Genomic DNA, 16,137 nt, shown 5'->3' with positions numbered 1-16,137 from the left:
GCGATCGTCTTTTGCAGGTTGATAGCACGCTAACCTGCCCCCATCTTGGTAGGTAGCTATATACCCCTACAGGAGAGCTTCATGAGCCAAGGCAACGAGTACGTTCCCCCGAAGGTCTGGACCTGGGAAAAGGCCAGCGGCGGCACCTTCGCCAGCACCAACCGCCCCATCGCCGGCCCCACCCATGACAAGGAGCTGCCGGTCGGTAATCATCCGTTCCAGCTCTACTCCATGGGCACGCCCAATGGTGTGAAGGCCACGGTGATGTTCGAGGAGCTGCTGGCGCTGGGCTACAAGGATGCTGAGTACGACGCCTGGCTGATCCGCATCGGGGAGGGCGATCAGTTCGGCAGCGGTTTCGTGGAGATCAACCCGAACTCGAAGATCCCGGCGCTGCTGGATCACAGCACCACGCCTGCGACGCGGGTCTTCGAATCCGGCGCTATCCTGCTTTATCTTGCCGAGCGCTTCGGCGAGTTTCTCCCGGATAGCCTGGCGGTTCGCACCGAGGCACTGAACTGGCTGTTCTGGCAGATGGGCAGCGCGCCCTTCCTGGGCGGCGGTTTCGGTCACTTCTACGCCTATGCGCCGGAGAAACTCGAGTATCCGATCAACCGCTACGCGATGGAGACCAAGCGTCAGCTCGACGTGCTCGACCGCCGCCTAGCGGAGTCTAAGTACCTGGCCGGGGATGAATACACCATCGCCGATATCGCCAACTGGGCCTGGTACGGTCAACTGGTGCTGGGTCGGCTCTATGATGCCGCCGAGTTCCTGCAGGTGCAGGAATACACCCACGTGCTGCGCTGGGCGAAACAGATCGATGAGCGCCCGGCGGTCACTCGCGGTCGCATGGTCAATCGCACCTTTGGCGAGCTAGAGATGCAGCTCCACGAACGCCACGATGCCAGCGACTTCGAGCTTAAGACCCAGGACAAGCTAGACAACCAGAACTAAGGGTTAATCACCCCGGCCACGCTGTTCGTGCGGGTGGTTGGGCCATCTTTTGATCATTCAGCGCCCATGAGGACTCTCTCGTGGGCGCTGTCCTTTGGTTGGCCGGGCATCATGGCCACTTATGGGCCGGGAGCAAGGTTGTGAAGGGAGAAACGTCATGAAAGCACTATTACGCCGCTACATGGAGGCGTCGCTGATTCTGCGCGTCAGCATCGCGCTTGTGCTCGGCGTAGCCGTCGGGTTGCTGGGTGGTCAGGAGGCGGCGAACTGGCTGGCCCCGTTCGGCGAGCTACTGCTGCGGCTTTTGAAGTTCCTGATCGTGCCGATCGTGCTGTTCACGCTGATGGTCGGTATCAATCAGGCGCCACTCGGCAGCACCGGGCGCCTGGGTCGCAAGTTATTTGGCTATTACGTGGTGAGCTCGGCGCTGGCGATTGTGGTCGGCCTCGCTGTGGCGACGATCTTTGCCCCAGGTACCGGCATGACGCTGGATGAAAGCGCACAGGTCAGCGTGCCGGACAACCCGGGCATCGCCAACGTCCTGTTGAGCGTGGTGCCAGACAACATCGTCTCGGCGTTCGTCGAGGGCAACCTGCTGGGCATCATCTTCACGGCGGTGGTGTTCGGCATCGCGCTGTTGATGCTGCGTAACTCAGACAGCCATTCAGCGCTTGGCGAGCGGCTTTATGGCGTCATCGAGGCGCTGAACGAGGTGACCCTCAAGGTGATGTCGGGGGTGCTGCATTACGTGCCGATTGGCGTGTTCGCGATCGTCGCCAAGACAGTAGGCGAGCAGGGCATGGAGACGCTGCTGTCGCTTGGTGACATGGTCGCGGTGCTGTATATCGCGCTGGCGGTTCAGGTGGTGATCTACGGCGTGCTGATGAAGCTGTTCGGCGTGCGACTAAGGGCGTTCTTCCGCGAGGCACGCACACCGATGGCGACGGCCTTCGCGACCCAGAGTAGCTCGGGCACGCTGCCACTGACGCTGAATGCCGCTCGTCGACTGGGCATTTCGCAGAGCCTTTATGGTTTCAGTCTGCCGTTGGGTGCGACCATCAACATGGATGGGGCGGCGATCCGCATCGCCATCTCGGCGGTCTTCGCGGCCAATGTGATCGGGGCGCCGCTGGATCTGGTCAGCATGGTCCAGATCGTGCTGATCGGCACCTTGACCTCGATCGGTACCGCCGGAGTGCCCGGTGCCGGCATCGTGATGATCGCGACGGTCTTTGCCCAGGTGGGGCTGCCGATCGAAACGGTGGCGCTGCTGGCCTCAATTGATGCGCTGGTCGGCATGGGCTGCACCGCGCTCAACGTCACGGGGGATTTGGTCGGCACCTCGATCATCGATCGTAGCGAAGACGAGCGGGTTGATCCGCAGGGCGTGTCGCAAGCAGAAAGCGCTTAATGCCTCAGGGCTTAAGCATGTCTTCCTAGGATGCGTCACGTCAGCCCGATGCTGACGTGGCGCAATGCGACACATCAGAGTGAACACGCGCGGTTTCTCGGCATTGTGTTACCGGTCAGGCTGCTTCGGGCCTGAGTCGTTGTCGCGCTTCTTGTTCTTGTCTATCCATTTGTTGGCGGTCTGTTTGACCTTCTCTCGGTTCTCCGGCTTGCGCAGCCAGTTGGCGATCGCCATGCCTATCTTCTTTTTCATCTGAGCTTGTCGCGAGCTCCCTCATCGCCTTGAGCGAGAGAGTGGGGCCGCTCAGTGAGCGTGGGTCATGCGTACCCCCTTGCTCGCTGCCTCCTTCTGAGGTTGGTGGTCTTTACGCTTCGTTGAATCGACAGGCAGCTCTCTGTACCCGGCTAAGGGGTGAGCCACTAGAGCGCCATCTCCCTCTCTGTATGATGCCAAGCGGCGCACCCTGTCAAGAACCGACACTGCTTACTTCCAGCCCATCCGCCATGTCGCTTCATCCTTGAGCGCTTGCCAGGGCAGGGTGAATTCTCGATGGGTGAGCACCGCTTCCAGCACTACCTGCACCACGTTTTCCTCCTCGTCGCGCACAAGCTTGGTAACCATGAAGTGTTTTTCCTTGTGCTCAGGCGCAACGGCCGTCCACTTGCTGTGATGCAGCTTGTTGGGGTTGATGGCGTGCATGGGTGTCTCACTCCTTTACTGAAATGCGCTTGGCAGCGGCATGAAAAACGCCCCCGGAGATCAGAGCCTCGGGGGCGATGTGCGTTCCGGGGTCACCGCTTGTGACGGCCTACGGCGAGGGGGTAACACTCACTCGTGAGACATGGCCTTATGCCGAATGTTCGGCGTGCGGTGCCGGTTGGCCAAGCGGTTGGGAAGGAAAAAGCCGATTAAGCTTGCCGATCTGATAGAGGTCATTCATGTAGTTGTCGAGCTTGGCAATCAGGTGGGTGAAGAGGATCAAGGCATAGATCAATAGCATCAGCGTCGCTTCATCATTCATCCAGGCGGCCGGAACGTCGTAGCCGATGGAATAAACACTCAGGCCTCCGAGGAAGAGTGCCAGCAGACAGTTGATGATGATGACGGCGATCGCCATGCCCCGCGTGTCTTTCGTGGGCGGGCGGGTCTTTAAGCCAAAGGCATGGCGAATACGGATCTTGCCGTTGCAGATGATGTTGCTCTTGCGACGCAGCAGCGGTTCCACGTTGGGAAGCTCGTCACTTTGGGAGAAGGCAGCCAGCGCAACCCGGGGATCGAAACCGCTGCCGAAGAAGGCGTTAACCCCTTTCACGAAACCAGCAGATGCGCCCGTTTCCCGGTACGCCTTTGCCTTTAGTGCCAGGTCTTCAAGCTCCTGCTTACCGGCGCGAGCGCGCTTTTCTTCGTCGGCGAAGTTCTGGCTATGGTAGATGTCATAGAGCTGATAAACGGCGATGGAAACGCCGGCATAAATCAGGAAAAAGATCAGAATACTCAGCACGTCACTTGGCTCCTTCTAGGTTGGCTCATCAAGGCGGTGCGCTCTGTCTGTTCTTGCTACTGTCTCTCGTCACTGATCCTTTCAACAGTCGGCCTGATGTCATTTGAGCCGACAATCATGTAGTTGAGCGACGCTCGAGAAATGTATCGCAGACGGCGGGCATGAGCGGGGCTTTGATGAAGAATGTTGCTCTTCCGTCTGATGCGGATCAACTGCCAGGGGCCTGGTGCGCTCATTTACCACACCCGATAGCTCCCGCCCTGATCTCCCGGCGCCAATGCGCTGACGGGGCATGCGGCTGGTGGCGAGTCGTACGTGGCGCTGGTTTTCCTCAGCCTCTTGCCCTGTATCGCGCTCTGGAGGTGGAACGCGACCGCATGCTCGTCTTGAATGACTAGTCAGAGACTGGTGCGCCGTCACAGTAGGGTGAGTGTTGGCAGTCACTGGCCTTTCGTGGGGCCTCGCTCTTTCCCACCCGGAAACGATGTGATGGGAAAGTCATGCCGGTAAAAGAGGGTAATGCGATGAAATTCTGGCGTATGGCGATGTTGTTGGCTCTGCCCGCGCTCTGGGCGGGGAGTGGTGAGCCGGTTTCTGCGGCCAACAGTGTCAATATGCAGGGAGATAGTGCGGTATCTGTCTCAAGCATGAGCACGGCTTCAGGCGGCAGCGTTGAGGCGGTGGTCTCGGGCTCCAACGCGGTGATTGACGTGAACACTGACCACGTCGAGATCGATGATGGGCGGTTGACCCTGAACGGGGTCTCTTATGGGCGTGTCGATGAGCGCTCGACGGTGACCTATCGGGTCAGCGGTGGCCAGAAGACATTGCTGGTCGATGGTCGAGTACGACGCCCCATGGAGGAGCGATAGCCTTACATGAGAACACCCCATCCAGTTTGACTGAATGGGGTGCGGCAGCGGTCTATCATCTAGCGTTCCAACGCTTGGCTTCAGACGTTTGTGGTGCGTGAATTCGTCTATTTTCTGGCGAATTCAGCGCCTTTAACGTGCCGGGAGGCAACGTTATCGCCACGCTTGTCTGTTAGTGCTGAACGTTTTCTTCGTAAAGCTCTGCTTTGGCGTCACGCATGACATCCTCGCAGGCAGCTTGGTGTGCAAGCTGGGTGAGCAGGCTATGGGTCACTTCGAAGCCTTTGCCCAGGCAAACATCAATATCTTCCTGGCTCACACGAGGGGTCATATTGCAGTCAATCTGGATCGTACGTCCGCCACCATCCAACCTGTTGGCTAGCGCCCTGATACTCCAAGCGATGCGTTCCCGCCAACTGGCTTTTTCTTCCGCGCCTTCGTTTACGTTAAACGTGCACTGCCATTCAGGTCGATATACCTTCATGAGAATCTCCGTGCTGGCTTGGTAAGAATGATCGATCGTGATGCCTACTCCGTTGACTGACGATAGTGCCCGATCAGCATACAGGGTTTTATGGGTTGATCCAGTGCTATGAGCGCTGCGTTTTAATGCCGGGACGTTAGTGGCATGCCCTTAATGGTGAGCGAGCACTTTCTTCCAGGCTTTACCGCGCTATGCGTTCTAGCAAGCGGTGTTCTGGCAAGCGGCGGCCTGGCGAGCGTTCTATTGGCCGGCGTTGCGCAGCGCAAACGGCTTGTCCGGGGCCTGGCTTCTGGGTGTCAGGCATCGCGGCGGGCTCGGCTGTCGAGTGCAATGTAAATGCCCACTACCTCACAGGAATGTGCCGACTTGTTAGTGGCCATGCTAGCTCTATAATCGATCGCCAAGACATTCGATGATAGAGGAAAGCACCATGAAAGCCGTTGGTTATCAGCGCTCACTGCCGGTCACAGCCGCCCAGTCGCTCGAGGACATCGAACTGCCCACCCCCGAGGTCCAGGGTCACGACCTGCTGGTGCGAATCGAGGCCGTTTCGGTCAACCCGGTCGATACCAAGATCCGCCAGAACGTCTCGCCTGAGGGCGGTGATTATAAGGTGCTGGGCTGGGATGCTGCCGGCATCGTCGAGGCGGTTGGCAACGAGGTAACCCTGTTCCAGCCTGGCGACAAGGTCTGGTATGCCGGTGCGGTGGATCGCAGCGGCACGAATGCCGAGTTCCACCAGGTCGATGAGCGCATCGTGTCCAGAATGCCGACATCGCTCGGTTTTGCCGAGGCGGCGGCGCTACCACTGACCACGATCACGGCCTGGGAAATGCTCTTTGATCGCTTGCAGGTGCCCAAGGAAAACGCAGGCTCACTGCTGATCGTCGGCGCCGCGGGTGGCGTGGGATCGATCATGATTCAGCTCGCCAAGCGGCTCACCGACCTGACGGTGGTGGCGACCGCCTCGCGGCCCGAGACTCGTGCCTGGGCGCAGGAGCTGGGTGCCGACCACGTTATCGATCACCGTCAGTCACTGGTGGAAGAGATGAAAGCCACGGGACTTGAGTCGGTTGAGTATGTGGCGAGCCTGACCCATACCGACGATCACCTGGCCGAGATCGCCGAGTTGATCGCCCCGCAGGGAAAGCTCGCGGTGATCGATGATCCTGTGTCGCTCGATATCAAACCGTTCAAGCGCAAGAGCGTATCGGTGCATTGGGAATTCATGTTTACCCGCTCACTCTTCCAGACGACAGACATGATCAAACAGCACCACCTGCTTGAACGGGTAGCCGAGATGGTCGATCGAGGCGAGTTGGTAACGACCCTTGCCGAGGAATTTGGCCCCATCAATGCCGATAACCTGCGACGCGCCCATGCGCTGCTGGAGTCCGGCAAGGGCCGGGGCAAGCTGGTGCTGACAGGGTTCTGACGTCTCGGGAACGAAGGCATGCTCGAGGCGAGTACGCCTGAAGCCGGAACCGTTCCGTTATCAATGAGCTGAATCTGGATGGTCTGGCATCTGGCCCGGGTTGCTGGATGGACGCGAATCTTTGCCGGTCTGCTATGTTGCAAGTAAGACAGGGCCAGGCGACGAGCTGATCCTTGGCTGGCTTGGCGCTTGAGCCAGAGACCTCAGGAGGTTCGCCATGAACGATCCAGTTCGTGTCACGGTTACGGGAGCGGCAGGCCAAGTCGCTTATAGCTTGCTGTTCTCCGTTGCATCCGGCGACATGCTGGGTGACGATCAGCCCGTCATTTTGCAGCTGCTCGATATTCCCGAGACCTTTTCGGTGCTGGAAGGGGTGTCGATGGAGCTTGAGGACGCTGCCTATCCGTTATTGGCCGGGGTCACGCTGCATGACAACGCCGAGAGGGCCTTCGCTGGCGCGGACTATGCGTTGCTGGTGGGTGCCAAACCCCGTGGCCCTGGTATGGAGCGCAAGGATCTGCTGGAAGATAATGCGGCAATCTTCGTCGCTAACGGGCAGGCCCTTGAGGCAGTAGCAAGCCGTGACGTGCGGGTGGTGGTGGTCGGCAACCCGGCCAACACTAACGCGTTGATTGTCTTGGGCAATGCGCCGCGGTTAGCGGCGCATCAAGTCACGGCGATGACCCGGCTGGACCACAACAGGGCGCTGGCGCAGCTGGCTCGCCACACCGGCGAGGCTGTGGCACGGATTCGCCGCATGACGGTCTGGGGCAATCACTCGGCGACGCTCTATCCCGATCTCAGCCATGCCCTGGTCGGCGACCGGGCGGCAGTTGAGCTGGCGTCTCCAGAGTGGCGCGCGGCACAGTTCGAGCCGGCGGTGCAGCAGCGTGGCGCCGCTGTCATCAAGGCCCGCGGCAAGTCCAGTGCCGGGTCGGCGGCGCAGGCCATTGTCGACCATATGCGCGATTGGGTACTTGGCACGCCACCGGACGAGTGGGTGAGCATGTCAGTTTTCTCCGATGGCAGTTATGGCATCGCAGAAGGCATCTTCTACTCCTTTCCCTGTCGTTGCGCCAACGGGCGCTTTGAGATCGTTCAGGGGTTGTCGGTTGATGAGATGTCTCGCCAGCGCATGACGGCGACCGAACAGGAGCTTCTTGACGAGAGAAGCGTGGTCGCGCATCTGCTGCCTTGAGCCAGTTTCCTCGAGCCAGTTTATTCGTTCTCTGCCGCTGTCGGTATCAGAGCAATCTCTGAGGTCTTTAATGGCCCGACAGCGGGCGAGATGACATCCATGTAGTTGCGGATGCGCCGCACGTAATGCACCGGCTCATAGCCGCGCGCGTAGCCATAGCGTGTCTGTGGGTAGAAGCGCTTATCGGCCTTGAGCGGCAGTACCTCCTTCATGTCTTCCCAGGAGTCCGGATCCTTGCCCAGCTTGCGGGCCAGTTGACGCGCGTCCAGAACGTGGCCGCGGCCGATGTTGTAACTGGCGAGAGCCAGGTAGGTGCGGTCTGGTTCGGGTATGTCGTCGGGCAATCGTGCGTGGCGGTCGGCCAGATAGCGGGCGCCGCCATCAATGGCGGCCTCGGGGTCCAGACGGTTGGTCACGCCAAGCGAATGGGCGGTATTGCGGGTCAGCATCATGATGCCGCGAACGCCGGTGGGGGAAACGGCAGCGGGGTCCCAATGGGACTCTTGGTAGGCCAGCGCGGCCAGCAGGTCGGCCGGCATGCCGGTGTTATTCTCGGCCTCCAGGAAGAGATCCAGATAGTTTGGCAGGCGCTTGTCGATACGACGATTCAGCGCACGCAGGTCAACGAAGTCGAATTCGCCTATATAGGCGTAGTAGCGCTCATGCACCGCCTCGATAGTGGCGACCCCCTCCTCGCTTGCCATCCAGTCTTGCGACTGGTCGGCAAGCGTTTGCTGGCCGTTTGCCAGATACCAGCCCAGGTTGCTGCCGGCGGTCAGGTTCATGGCGACTTCCAGATGCGGGAAGTGGCGACGCACGACCTTGACGATGTTGGAGTCGGCAACGGTGCAATCTAGCGTCTGGTTGGCCACTGCCTCCAGCAGCACCTCGGTGGTGCGCGGGTCCTCCTCGAAGGAGATGCCGGTGTGGTCATTGACCAGCGACGTGAGCTGCTGTGAATAGCTAGAGCCCTCGGTGACGCGAATATCCACGTTGGCGAGATCTTCAATCTGGCGGGGCAGGGGGCGCATGTCACGATGACAGACCAGCTGTTCGACGATGTCGGTATGGGCGGGCCCTTTGATGAAGCGCTCATCCCGACTGGGCAGCAGGGTCAGTCCGGCAGCGGCCATGTGAACGTCCCCGGATGCCAGGGCACCCAGTACCTCCGAGGTGGAGTCAAAGAGCGACCATTCGATCTCCCAGCCCTGAGCCTCGGCGAAGTTGCGCGCCATGTCGTACTCGGGCCCGGTGGGTGCTTCATGCCGATTGAAATAGTAGGTGGTCGCGCCATTACGGGTGGCCACCTTGAGAACGCCACGTTCACCGGGCGCGGCAATAGTCGGGGCTGAAGGCTCGCTACAGCCTGCGAGCATGGAAAGGACAGCCACAAGCAGAACTCCCTGCAAGGATCTGTGCATGGGGTTTCCTTAGTCGAGGACATTCGCGGCGACGTTCAGGATGCGGCGAGTGCCTGGATATGTAGGCCCTACCCTAACAGCATCAGCGCAACGGTTTATCAACGCGGCATGTGCCCGCTTCTCGCGACTCCCATCGGGCTTACGAATACGATCAGGTGTTCCTGGCCGGCGCTGTGCCCAGTAATTCTGCGAAGGTCGGCGTGTGCGGTATGCTCATTCAACATCCGCTACACAAGCTTGGGAGCCATGATGCCGGTTATTCTCTATGTACTGCTGACGCTTGCCCTGCTGCCATTTCTGCTGACCTGGCTGGGGGCCTTCTTGCGGATACGCCAGTTCGGTCATCTGGATAATAATACCCCGCGTCTCCAGCAGGCGGCTCTCACCGGCGTGGGGGCTCGGGTGCAGGGAGCTCAGGCCAATGCCTGGGAAGCCTTGCTGATCTTTACGGTGGTCACTTTTACCGCCTTCGTTGCCGGTGTCCCGCTAGCCTCTCTGAGTAGCGTTGCGCTGCTGTTCCTGGCGCTGCGGCTGTTGCATGCCGTGCTTTATATTGCCAACTTTGCCTGGTCGCGCTCTTGGGTATTCGTGGCCGGTATCCTGTGTTGTCTGTACATCGTCTATTTGGCGGTGCAGGTGTCGGGCTGACCCGTCGCGGTCTCTGATCTTGTTTTTACGCCTGGGCGAGATTTTTACATGCCAGTGCCGGACGCTGGCATCAGTTTTTGTACTCTACGCCTAGCCCATCTCTGCCTTCGTTCATCTCTGTCGTGTACTATCGCCGCCTGATCTAATAAGGCGGCATCATGACGCTATCTTGCAGGTTCGCATGCCAAATATTCATTGCCGAAGTGGGTGCTATTGCGGTGAAGGCGATCGAGGCGAGGACATGATGCACCAGGCGCAGACGCAGCCGTGGCATAGGGAGAGAGGGTAAATGCGGGTGTGGTGCAGAAAGCTCGCTCAGGTTGCGGCACTGATGTTGGGCCTTGTTTGCCTGTCGGTCGAGGCGTCACCCAGTATGGCGACGCAGGGGTATCTGCTCATCGACGAATACCTGGATCGCCACCCCGAACAGCGTGCACTGATGACGCAGTTTTCGGCTCAGGTTCAGGCGCCCGCTGAGCCATTGGCCACGCCGCCCGAACGTGCCCTCCGCATTGCGGTGGTCTACCCCGGCAAGCAGGTCTCGGGGTATTGGCGGCGAAATGACATGGCACTTGCCCGTCGCCTGGAACGGTTGGATATTCCTTTTGAAGTCAAGACATTCTTCTCTCGCCCCGGAGAGGACCTGGACCTGCAAGAGCAGCAGCTTGCCGATGCTCTGGCGTGGCAACCGGACTACCTGGCTTTCACACTGGACGCGCTGCCTCATCGCCGAATGATCGAGCGCATCCTGGCTAAGCAGCAAACGCGTTTGATCTTGCAGAATATCACCACGCCATTGGCGGATTGGCATCAAACGCCGCCTTTCCTGTATGTGGGCTTTGATCATGTAGAGGGCACCAAGCTGCTTGCCGAACGCATGTTTGAAATCATCGACTACCATGGCAAGTATCTGATGCTCTACGCCGCGCAGGGGTATGTCAGCGAGATGCGTGGTGGCACCTTCGAAGCGGCCGCTGCTGCGCACCCGGGCATCGAGCAGGTCGAGGCCTTCTACACTTATGCCGATGCCGGCAGGGCCTATCGAGCCACGCAGGTCGCACTCAAGCAACATCCGGACCTCAAGATGATCTTTGCCAGCGCTACAGATACGGCCCTCGGCGCCCTGCGTGCCCTTCGCGAAGCCGATCGTCTGGATGTGCTGATTAACGGTTGGGGAGGCGGTAAGGCAGAACTGGCCGCGCTTCAACAAGGGGAGCTCGATCTGACGGTGATGCGGATGAACGATGACAGTGGTATTGCCATGGCCGAAGCCATCAAGCTGGATCTGATGCAGGCGCCGTCGCAGGTGCCGCACGTCTTTTCCGGGCATATCGAGCTGGTCGAGCATTCGGTTTCACCGGGTGTCCTCGAAAATTTAGAGCGCCGGGCGTTCCGGCTCAGTGACCTCGACACCGATAGTGAAGAAGAGAGTGCACAAAAGAGTGACGATGAGAGTGCACAAAAGAGTGGCGGTGAGGGTGATGTAAAGAGCGGCGATGAGGGTAGTGGCGACCTCGAAGGTGATCATGACCTAGGGGAAGGTGGCATATGAAAAAGAATGCGAACCGTCGCGTGATCAATCGCGATGATCAGGAAGGTATTGACCCCGGAGTCCTCAAATGAGGACCTGGCGCTTCTCGAGGCTCCTGCTGGTATTGGTGCTGGTGATGCTGGTGGGGGTATCGCTTACGCTGCTGACGACCGCCTATATGGGGGCGGAAAACGCGCTGCAGCAGGAAGCAGAGAGAGCCTTTGCGCGCGATCAGCGAATGCTCGACAGCATCGTCGATAGTCATTTCCGCAACATTCGTCAGTACAGCGAGGAAGTCAGTCAGTCCGCACCGCTGCAGCGGGCTCTGACCCTTGATGACAGCCGGTTGCTGGAAGAGGCCATGCAGGGCCTGATGCGAGACAGCTATTCCCGCTATATCGATGCCATGGTGATCGAGCACGAAGATGAATTCGATGCCGTGCGCAATGTCAGCTTGCTGAACCTGGAACTGCCGCTCGAGGCGCTCAGCCAGCAAGCGCCTTGGCTGGGGCATTGGGTCACGGTGAATGCTGATACTGGTAGTGATGCGGAAAGCCGGCACTACAGTCTGCTGCGCCTGACGCTGCCGGTAGTCGAGCCGACACTTGGCGAGGTGGTCGGCCGGCTGCATACCTTCGTCATGCTTAACGACAACTTCTGGATACTCAACGAGCTGCAGTCGCTGTTCGGCGCGCGCGTGATCGCACTGAAACACGAGGGCACAACGCTTGATGCGCTGCAGCGCGGTGAAAGCCCGTTGCCGGAGCTCGAGGAGCTAAAGGCCGCCGATGAGGTGCGTATTACCTCAGCGGGCATCCTGCGCGAGCATGTGCTCAAGGTCGGCAGAAGCGATGACTATCGGGTCTACACGATGCTGCCGAGCGATAGCTATGACGCCCTGCGTGATGCCTATATCACCAACCTGGGCTACGCCACGCTGATGGTGGTGGCGCTTGGCGTCATCATGATGGTCGTGATCAACCGATTGACGGCCAGTGCGCTGGGTAACCTGACGCGCTATGCCGAGCAAGTGCCGGAGGGTGGCACGCCCAAGCCTTTTACCGGCGGGCGTTTCGAGGAGTTTACCCGCGTCGGGCGGGCCTTCGAGCAGATGCTGTATCGCATCCACGAACGCGACCGGTACCTGGAGGAGATCATCGACCACTCTCCCGACCTGATCTTTCTCAAGGACCTGGATCACCACTACTGCCTGGTTAACCAGCAATATGCCAAGGTGTTGAACACGACACCGCAGCAGCTGGTAGGACGTCCGATGTGGGAAGTGCTCGATAATGAAGGCATGGAGCATGTACTGACGATGGATGATCAGGTGTTGCGCAGCGGTGAGCCAGTCAAATACAGACAGGTCCTCAAGACACGCTCGGGGGAGAGAAGCTTTCTTTTTAGCAAGTTCCCGATCACCGATGATCACGGCAAGCCTTACCTGATCGGCGGTATCGCCACCGATATCACCGACACGGAGCAGACCGTGGAGGAGTTAGGCCTGGCCAAGGAAGTACTGGCCGAGACGCGCGATGCAGCCATCGTGCTTGATGAGCACCAGCAGGTATTGATTTCCAACAGCGCCTTTGTGGAGATGAGTGGCTTCCCCAGAGAGCAGGCCGGCTCGGCCATGCGGCTGTTCCTGATGATGAAGCCCGACCTGATTGACCTGCTTGACCAGGGGCGGCGACTGGAAAAGGAATGCGCGTTTGAGCGACGTGACGGTCAGATGTGCAAGGTGCATATGACAGCGCACGGCGTCAGTCGCGACGGCAGGACGCGCTATGTGATCCTGTTTCGCGAGCTCACCTAGCCGCTGCCATCTCGCTAGCCGCTGTTAGCTCGAGAGTATAGCTCAAGAGTGTAGCTCGACAGTGGTGGCGAAAAAGCGGGAGAAAGCGCCGGGCCGCAACGCCCGGCGCCAACGGTTTAAAGCTCGGCGTTGTGGTAGATGTTTTGCACGTCATCCAGATCGTTGAGCATGTCGAGCAGCTTCTCGAACGGCGCCACGTCATCGCCCTCGACCGGCGTATGGGTCTGGGGCAGGAACTGAATGTCATCGACGTCGAATTCGATCTCGCCATAAGCGTCGAGCAGTGCCTGCTTGGCCTTGGCATACTCGGTGTGCGGCGCGAAAACGGTGATGTGGCCGTCTTCGTTTTCGATATCGGTCACGTCGACATCGGCCTCCATCAGCGACTCCAGCACACTTTCCTCGTCCTCGGCCGCAAAACGCAGGATCGCGCAGTGGTCGAACATGTGGCTGACGCTGCCCGGTGTGCCGATCTTGCCCTTGCCCTTGTTGAAGGCGTTGCGAACATCGCCGAAGGTGCGGTTGGGGTTATCGGTGAGGCACTCGACGATGATCATGCAGCTGGCCGGGCCGAAGCCTTCGTAGCGGGCTGCGGCGAAGTCCTCGCCACCGGCGCCGGCGGCCTTGTCCAGCGCCTTGTCGATCACGTGCGAGGGTACCTGATCCTTCTTGGCACGCTCGATCAGGCCGCGCAGCGACAAGTTGCTGCTGGGGTCGGTACCACCCGACTTGGCGACCACGTAAATCTCGCGGCCGTACTTGCTGTAGACCTTGGTTTTCGCGTCGGCCGTCTTGGCCATGGATTCCTTGCGGTTCTGGAAGGCCCTGCCCATCGTGTCATCCTGTTGCGTCGTGGTCGAAGCGGAAATCTTACTGAACAACCGAAATCGGTAACAGGGGTATTTCCTGTTGCGAGAAGCGGCTTGGTTTCCAGACGATCACGGCAAGGGTCTGGTATCCTGCCCGCTCGCTATTATTCCGCTTTCAAGGACCGCCCACCGTGTCTGATGCCACCTCCTTTGCGCGCTTGCCGTTAGCCGATGCGCTGCTGACCAATCTCGACGCGCTGGGCTACCACGCCATGACGCCGATCCAGGCCCAGAGCCTGCCGCCGATGCTTGAAGGGCGTGACGTGATCGGGCGTGGCAAGACCGGTTCAGGCAAGACCGCGGCTTTCGGCCTTTGCCTGCTGTCCAGGCTCTCGGTTGCGCGCCTGGACGTGCAGGGACTGGTGCTGTGCCCGACACGTGAACTTGCCGATCAGGTGGCCGGTGAGCTGCGACGCCTGGCCCGCGGCCTGCCCAACGTCAAGGTGCTGACCCTGTGCGGTGGGGCTCCCTTCGGTCCGCAGCGCGGCTCGCTGGAGCACGGTGCTCACTTGATCGTCGGCACTCCCGGGCGCGTAGAGGAGCATCTGCGCAAGGGCACGCTCACGCTCGATGCCCTCTCGACGCTGGTGCTCGATGAAGCGGATCGCATGCTCGACATGGGCTTCAAGGACGCGCTGGAAGCGATCATCGGCGACACCCCCAAAGATCGCCAGACGCTGCTGTTCAGCGCCACCTATACCGACGCCATTCGCCCGATCGCCGAGTCGCTGATGCGCGAGCCGGTCACTGTCGAGGTGGAATCGACCCATGACAGCACGAGCATTCGTCAGCACTTCTACCGGGTCGATGACGAGGATGCGCGTTTCGAGGCGTTACGGTTGTTGCTGTTGACTCACCGCCCCGCCACCAGTGTGGTGTTCTGCAACACCAAGCGTGAGACTCGCGACGTCGCCGAGGCGCTCTGCGACCACGGCTTCAGCGCCCTGGCGCTGCATGGCGATCTCGAGCAACGCGACCGGGATCGTACGCTGGTGCTGTTTGCCAACCAGAGCGCCTCCATCCTGGTCGCCACCGATGTGGCCGCCCGTGGCCTGGATATCGACGCCCTGGATGCAGTCTTCAACTATGGCATCGCCCGTGAGCTCGAAGTGCATGTGCATCGCATCGGCCGTACTGGCCGGGCCGGGGGTAGCGGCATGGCCTGTACGCTCTATGGTCCGCGGGAAGCCTTTCGCCTGGAGAAGCTGGGCGAGCGGCTTGGCGAAACCTTTGAGCCAGAGAAACTGCCGCCACGTCAGGCGCTCACCGAGGCGCCTGCCTCGGCACCGATGGTGACGCTGCAGATCGACGGTGGCCGCAAGCAGAAGGTGCGTCCTGGCGATATCCTCGGTGCCCTGACCGGCGAAGGGGGCCTTAAGGGCGATGCGGTAGGCAAGATCAAGGTGCTTGAGCGCAGCACCTTCGTTGCCGTTCGCCGCGAACAGGCCAAGGCGGCCCTTGAGCAGCTTGCCAACGGCAAGCTGAAGGGACGCTCGTTCCGCGCTCGGCGGGTCAACGACTAAGCACCCGAATTTTGATTCTCACCGCTATCAGGAGTCCGCATGGCCGAGCAACAGCCCGACAACTCGCTCACTCTTCACCTGGGGCACGAGGAGCTGATCATCCGTCAGCGCTATGAGGCGCTGAGCATCTTCAACGATGTGCTGATCGCGCTGTGGTTCCTGGCCGGCAGTGTCCTGTTCCTGTACCCCTCCCAGGAGCACCTGGCGATCTGGATGTTCATCATTGGCAGCTTCCAGTTTCTGGTACGCCCGGCGATCCGCCTGGCCCGCCACCTTCATCTGCAGCGCATGCCAGACAACCACTGGGACGACATGCACAGCGATGGCTGAGGGTGTCCAGCATTTCCACGCTGGGCCTAGGCCGTGCTTGAAAATCGGCCTTGAAAACCGTAATTGAAAAATACGCTTGAATAGTCAGTGAGGCGCCCCGGCAGGTTCAGTGTCGCTGCCTGACACATTGTCCTGGGGGCG

Annotated in this window: 16 protein-coding genes; 10 read left to right on the top strand and 6 right to left on the bottom strand. The window is 59.9% G+C overall.

Features of this window, described 5'->3' with window-relative positions; genetic code table 11:
* Positions 1–81 precede the first annotated feature (81 nt).
* Positions 82–957 carry a glutathione-dependent disulfide-bond oxidoreductase gene (gene yghU / locus ETC27_RS16070; protein ID WP_136255983.1) on the top strand — a complete coding sequence of 292 codons (876 nt, stop codon included), beginning with the start codon at positions 82–84 and terminating at the stop codon, positions 955–957.
* A 157-nt stretch (positions 958–1,114) separates the two neighbouring features.
* The gene (locus tag ETC27_RS16065) at positions 1,115–2,368 is read left to right on the top strand and encodes a dicarboxylate/amino acid:cation symporter (protein WP_136255982.1); all 1,254 of its coding nucleotides are present in this window, start codon (positions 1,115–1,117) and stop codon (positions 2,366–2,368) included.
* A 108-nt stretch (positions 2,369–2,476) separates the two neighbouring features.
* Here ETC27_RS16065 and ETC27_RS17350 read toward each other — a convergent pair whose 3' ends face one another.
* From ETC27_RS17350 to ETC27_RS16055, 3 genes are all read right to left on the bottom strand, one after another.
* Positions 2,477–2,620: a hypothetical protein gene (locus ETC27_RS17350; protein ID WP_168709081.1), complete on the bottom strand. Its 144-nt coding sequence runs from the start codon at positions 2,618–2,620 to the stop codon at positions 2,477–2,479.
* A gap of 231 nt (positions 2,621–2,851) precedes the next feature.
* Positions 2,852–3,067 (bottom strand): TIGR02450 family Trp-rich protein, encoded by a 216-nt coding sequence (locus ETC27_RS16060; protein WP_136255981.1) that lies wholly within the window; start codon positions 3,065–3,067, stop codon positions 2,852–2,854.
* Between the two features lie 148 nt (positions 3,068–3,215).
* Positions 3,216–3,869, bottom strand: coding sequence for a hypothetical protein (locus ETC27_RS16055; protein ID WP_136255980.1), 654 nt, complete (start codon positions 3,867–3,869; stop codon positions 3,216–3,218).
* A gap of 524 nt (positions 3,870–4,393) precedes the next feature.
* Here ETC27_RS16055 and ETC27_RS16050 point away from each other — a divergent pair.
* Positions 4,394–4,741 carry a sugar ABC transporter ATPase gene (locus ETC27_RS16050; RefSeq protein ID WP_136255979.1) on the top strand — a complete coding sequence of 116 codons (348 nt, stop codon included), beginning with the start codon at positions 4,394–4,396 and terminating at the stop codon, positions 4,739–4,741.
* Between the two features lie 172 nt (positions 4,742–4,913).
* On the opposite strand, the gene ETC27_RS16045 is transcribed toward ETC27_RS16050, so the two are convergent.
* Positions 4,914–5,225, bottom strand: coding sequence for a hypothetical protein (locus ETC27_RS16045; RefSeq protein ID WP_136255978.1), 312 nt, complete (start codon positions 5,223–5,225; stop codon positions 4,914–4,916).
* 430 nt (positions 5,226–5,655) lie between these two features.
* On the opposite strand from ETC27_RS16045, the gene ETC27_RS16040 reads away from it, so the two are divergent.
* Positions 5,656–6,660 (top strand): zinc-binding alcohol dehydrogenase family protein, encoded by a 1,005-nt coding sequence (locus tag ETC27_RS16040; protein ID WP_136255977.1) that lies wholly within the window; start codon positions 5,656–5,658, stop codon positions 6,658–6,660.
* 217 nt (positions 6,661–6,877) lie between these two features.
* Positions 6,878–7,858 carry a malate dehydrogenase gene (locus ETC27_RS16035; protein WP_136255976.1) on the top strand — a complete coding sequence of 327 codons (981 nt, stop codon included), beginning with the start codon at positions 6,878–6,880 and terminating at the stop codon, positions 7,856–7,858.
* A gap of 20 nt (positions 7,859–7,878) precedes the next feature.
* On the opposite strand, the gene mltF is transcribed toward ETC27_RS16035, so the two are convergent.
* Positions 7,879–9,279, bottom strand: coding sequence for a membrane-bound lytic murein transglycosylase MltF (gene mltF, locus ETC27_RS16030; protein ID WP_136255975.1), 1,401 nt, complete (start codon positions 9,277–9,279; stop codon positions 7,879–7,881).
* 249 nt (positions 9,280–9,528) lie between these two features.
* Here mltF and ETC27_RS16025 point away from each other — a divergent pair, with 249 nt between their 5' ends.
* From ETC27_RS16025 to ETC27_RS16015, 3 genes are all read left to right on the top strand, one after another.
* Complete coding sequence (locus ETC27_RS16025; protein WP_136255974.1) at positions 9,529–9,927, top strand: MAPEG family protein; 399 nt, start codon at positions 9,529–9,531, stop codon at positions 9,925–9,927.
* Between the two features lie 289 nt (positions 9,928–10,216).
* On the top strand, positions 10,217–11,479 hold the full coding sequence (locus ETC27_RS16020; protein WP_136255973.1) for a substrate-binding domain-containing protein: 1,263 nt from the start codon (positions 10,217–10,219) through the stop codon (positions 11,477–11,479).
* A 67-nt stretch (positions 11,480–11,546) separates the two neighbouring features.
* Positions 11,547–13,274, top strand: coding sequence for a LuxQ periplasmic sensor domain-containing protein (locus ETC27_RS16015; RefSeq protein ID WP_136255972.1), 1,728 nt, complete (start codon positions 11,547–11,549; stop codon positions 13,272–13,274).
* Between the two features lie 116 nt (positions 13,275–13,390).
* Here the strand turns inward: ETC27_RS16015 and ETC27_RS16010 are convergent, their stop codons facing one another.
* The gene (locus ETC27_RS16010; RefSeq protein ID WP_136255971.1) at positions 13,391–14,107 is read right to left on the bottom strand and encodes a YebC/PmpR family DNA-binding transcriptional regulator; all 717 of its coding nucleotides are present in this window, start codon (positions 14,105–14,107) and stop codon (positions 13,391–13,393) included.
* Between the two features lie 167 nt (positions 14,108–14,274).
* Here ETC27_RS16010 and dbpA point away from each other — a divergent pair, with 167 nt between their 5' ends.
* Complete coding sequence (dbpA, locus tag ETC27_RS16005) at positions 14,275–15,666, top strand: ATP-dependent RNA helicase DbpA (protein WP_136255970.1); 1,392 nt, start codon at positions 14,275–14,277, stop codon at positions 15,664–15,666.
* 39 nt (positions 15,667–15,705) lie between these two features.
* Positions 15,706–15,996, top strand: coding sequence for a YrhK family protein (locus ETC27_RS16000; RefSeq protein WP_136255969.1), 291 nt, complete (start codon positions 15,706–15,708; stop codon positions 15,994–15,996).
* Positions 15,997–16,137: the final 141 nt, after the last annotated feature.

This window comes from Onishia niordana (genome assembly GCF_004798965.1).
Lineage (GTDB): Bacteria > Pseudomonadota > Gammaproteobacteria > Pseudomonadales > Halomonadaceae > Onishia > Onishia niordana.
This window is presented reverse-complemented; position numbering and strand designations above follow the sequence as displayed.

Bases quoted from the DNA above. Each gene is read 5' to 3' on its own strand.
- yghU (WP_136255983.1), top strand. From the start codon at position 82: ATGAGCCAAGGCAACGAGTACGTTCCCCCGAAGGTCTGGACCTGGGAA.
- ETC27_RS16065 (WP_136255982.1), top strand. From the start codon at position 1,115: ATGAAAGCACTATTACGCCGCTACATGGAGGCGTCGCTGATTCTGCGC.
- ETC27_RS17350 (WP_168709081.1), bottom strand. From the start codon at position 2,620: ATGAAAAAGAAGATAGGCATGGCGATCGCCAACTGGCTGCGCAAGCCG.
- ETC27_RS16060 (WP_136255981.1), bottom strand. From the start codon at position 3,067: ATGCACGCCATCAACCCCAACAAGCTGCATCACAGCAAGTGGACGGCC.
- ETC27_RS16050 (WP_136255979.1), top strand. From the start codon at position 4,394: ATGAAATTCTGGCGTATGGCGATGTTGTTGGCTCTGCCCGCGCTCTGG.
- ETC27_RS16045 (WP_136255978.1), bottom strand. From the start codon at position 5,225: ATGAAGGTATATCGACCTGAATGGCAGTGCACGTTTAACGTAAACGAA.
- ETC27_RS16040 (WP_136255977.1), top strand. From the start codon at position 5,656: ATGAAAGCCGTTGGTTATCAGCGCTCACTGCCGGTCACAGCCGCCCAG.
- ETC27_RS16035 (WP_136255976.1), top strand. From the start codon at position 6,878: ATGAACGATCCAGTTCGTGTCACGGTTACGGGAGCGGCAGGCCAAGTC.
- mltF (WP_136255975.1), bottom strand. From the start codon at position 9,279: ATGCACAGATCCTTGCAGGGAGTTCTGCTTGTGGCTGTCCTTTCCATG.
- ETC27_RS16025 (WP_136255974.1), top strand. From the start codon at position 9,529: ATGCCGGTTATTCTCTATGTACTGCTGACGCTTGCCCTGCTGCCATTT.
- ETC27_RS16020 (WP_136255973.1), top strand. From the start codon at position 10,217: ATGCGGGTGTGGTGCAGAAAGCTCGCTCAGGTTGCGGCACTGATGTTG.
- ETC27_RS16015 (WP_136255972.1), top strand. From the start codon at position 11,547: ATGAGGACCTGGCGCTTCTCGAGGCTCCTGCTGGTATTGGTGCTGGTG.
- ETC27_RS16010 (WP_136255971.1), bottom strand. From the start codon at position 14,107: ATGGGCAGGGCCTTCCAGAACCGCAAGGAATCCATGGCCAAGACGGCC.
- ETC27_RS16000 (WP_136255969.1), top strand. From the start codon at position 15,706: ATGGCCGAGCAACAGCCCGACAACTCGCTCACTCTTCACCTGGGGCAC.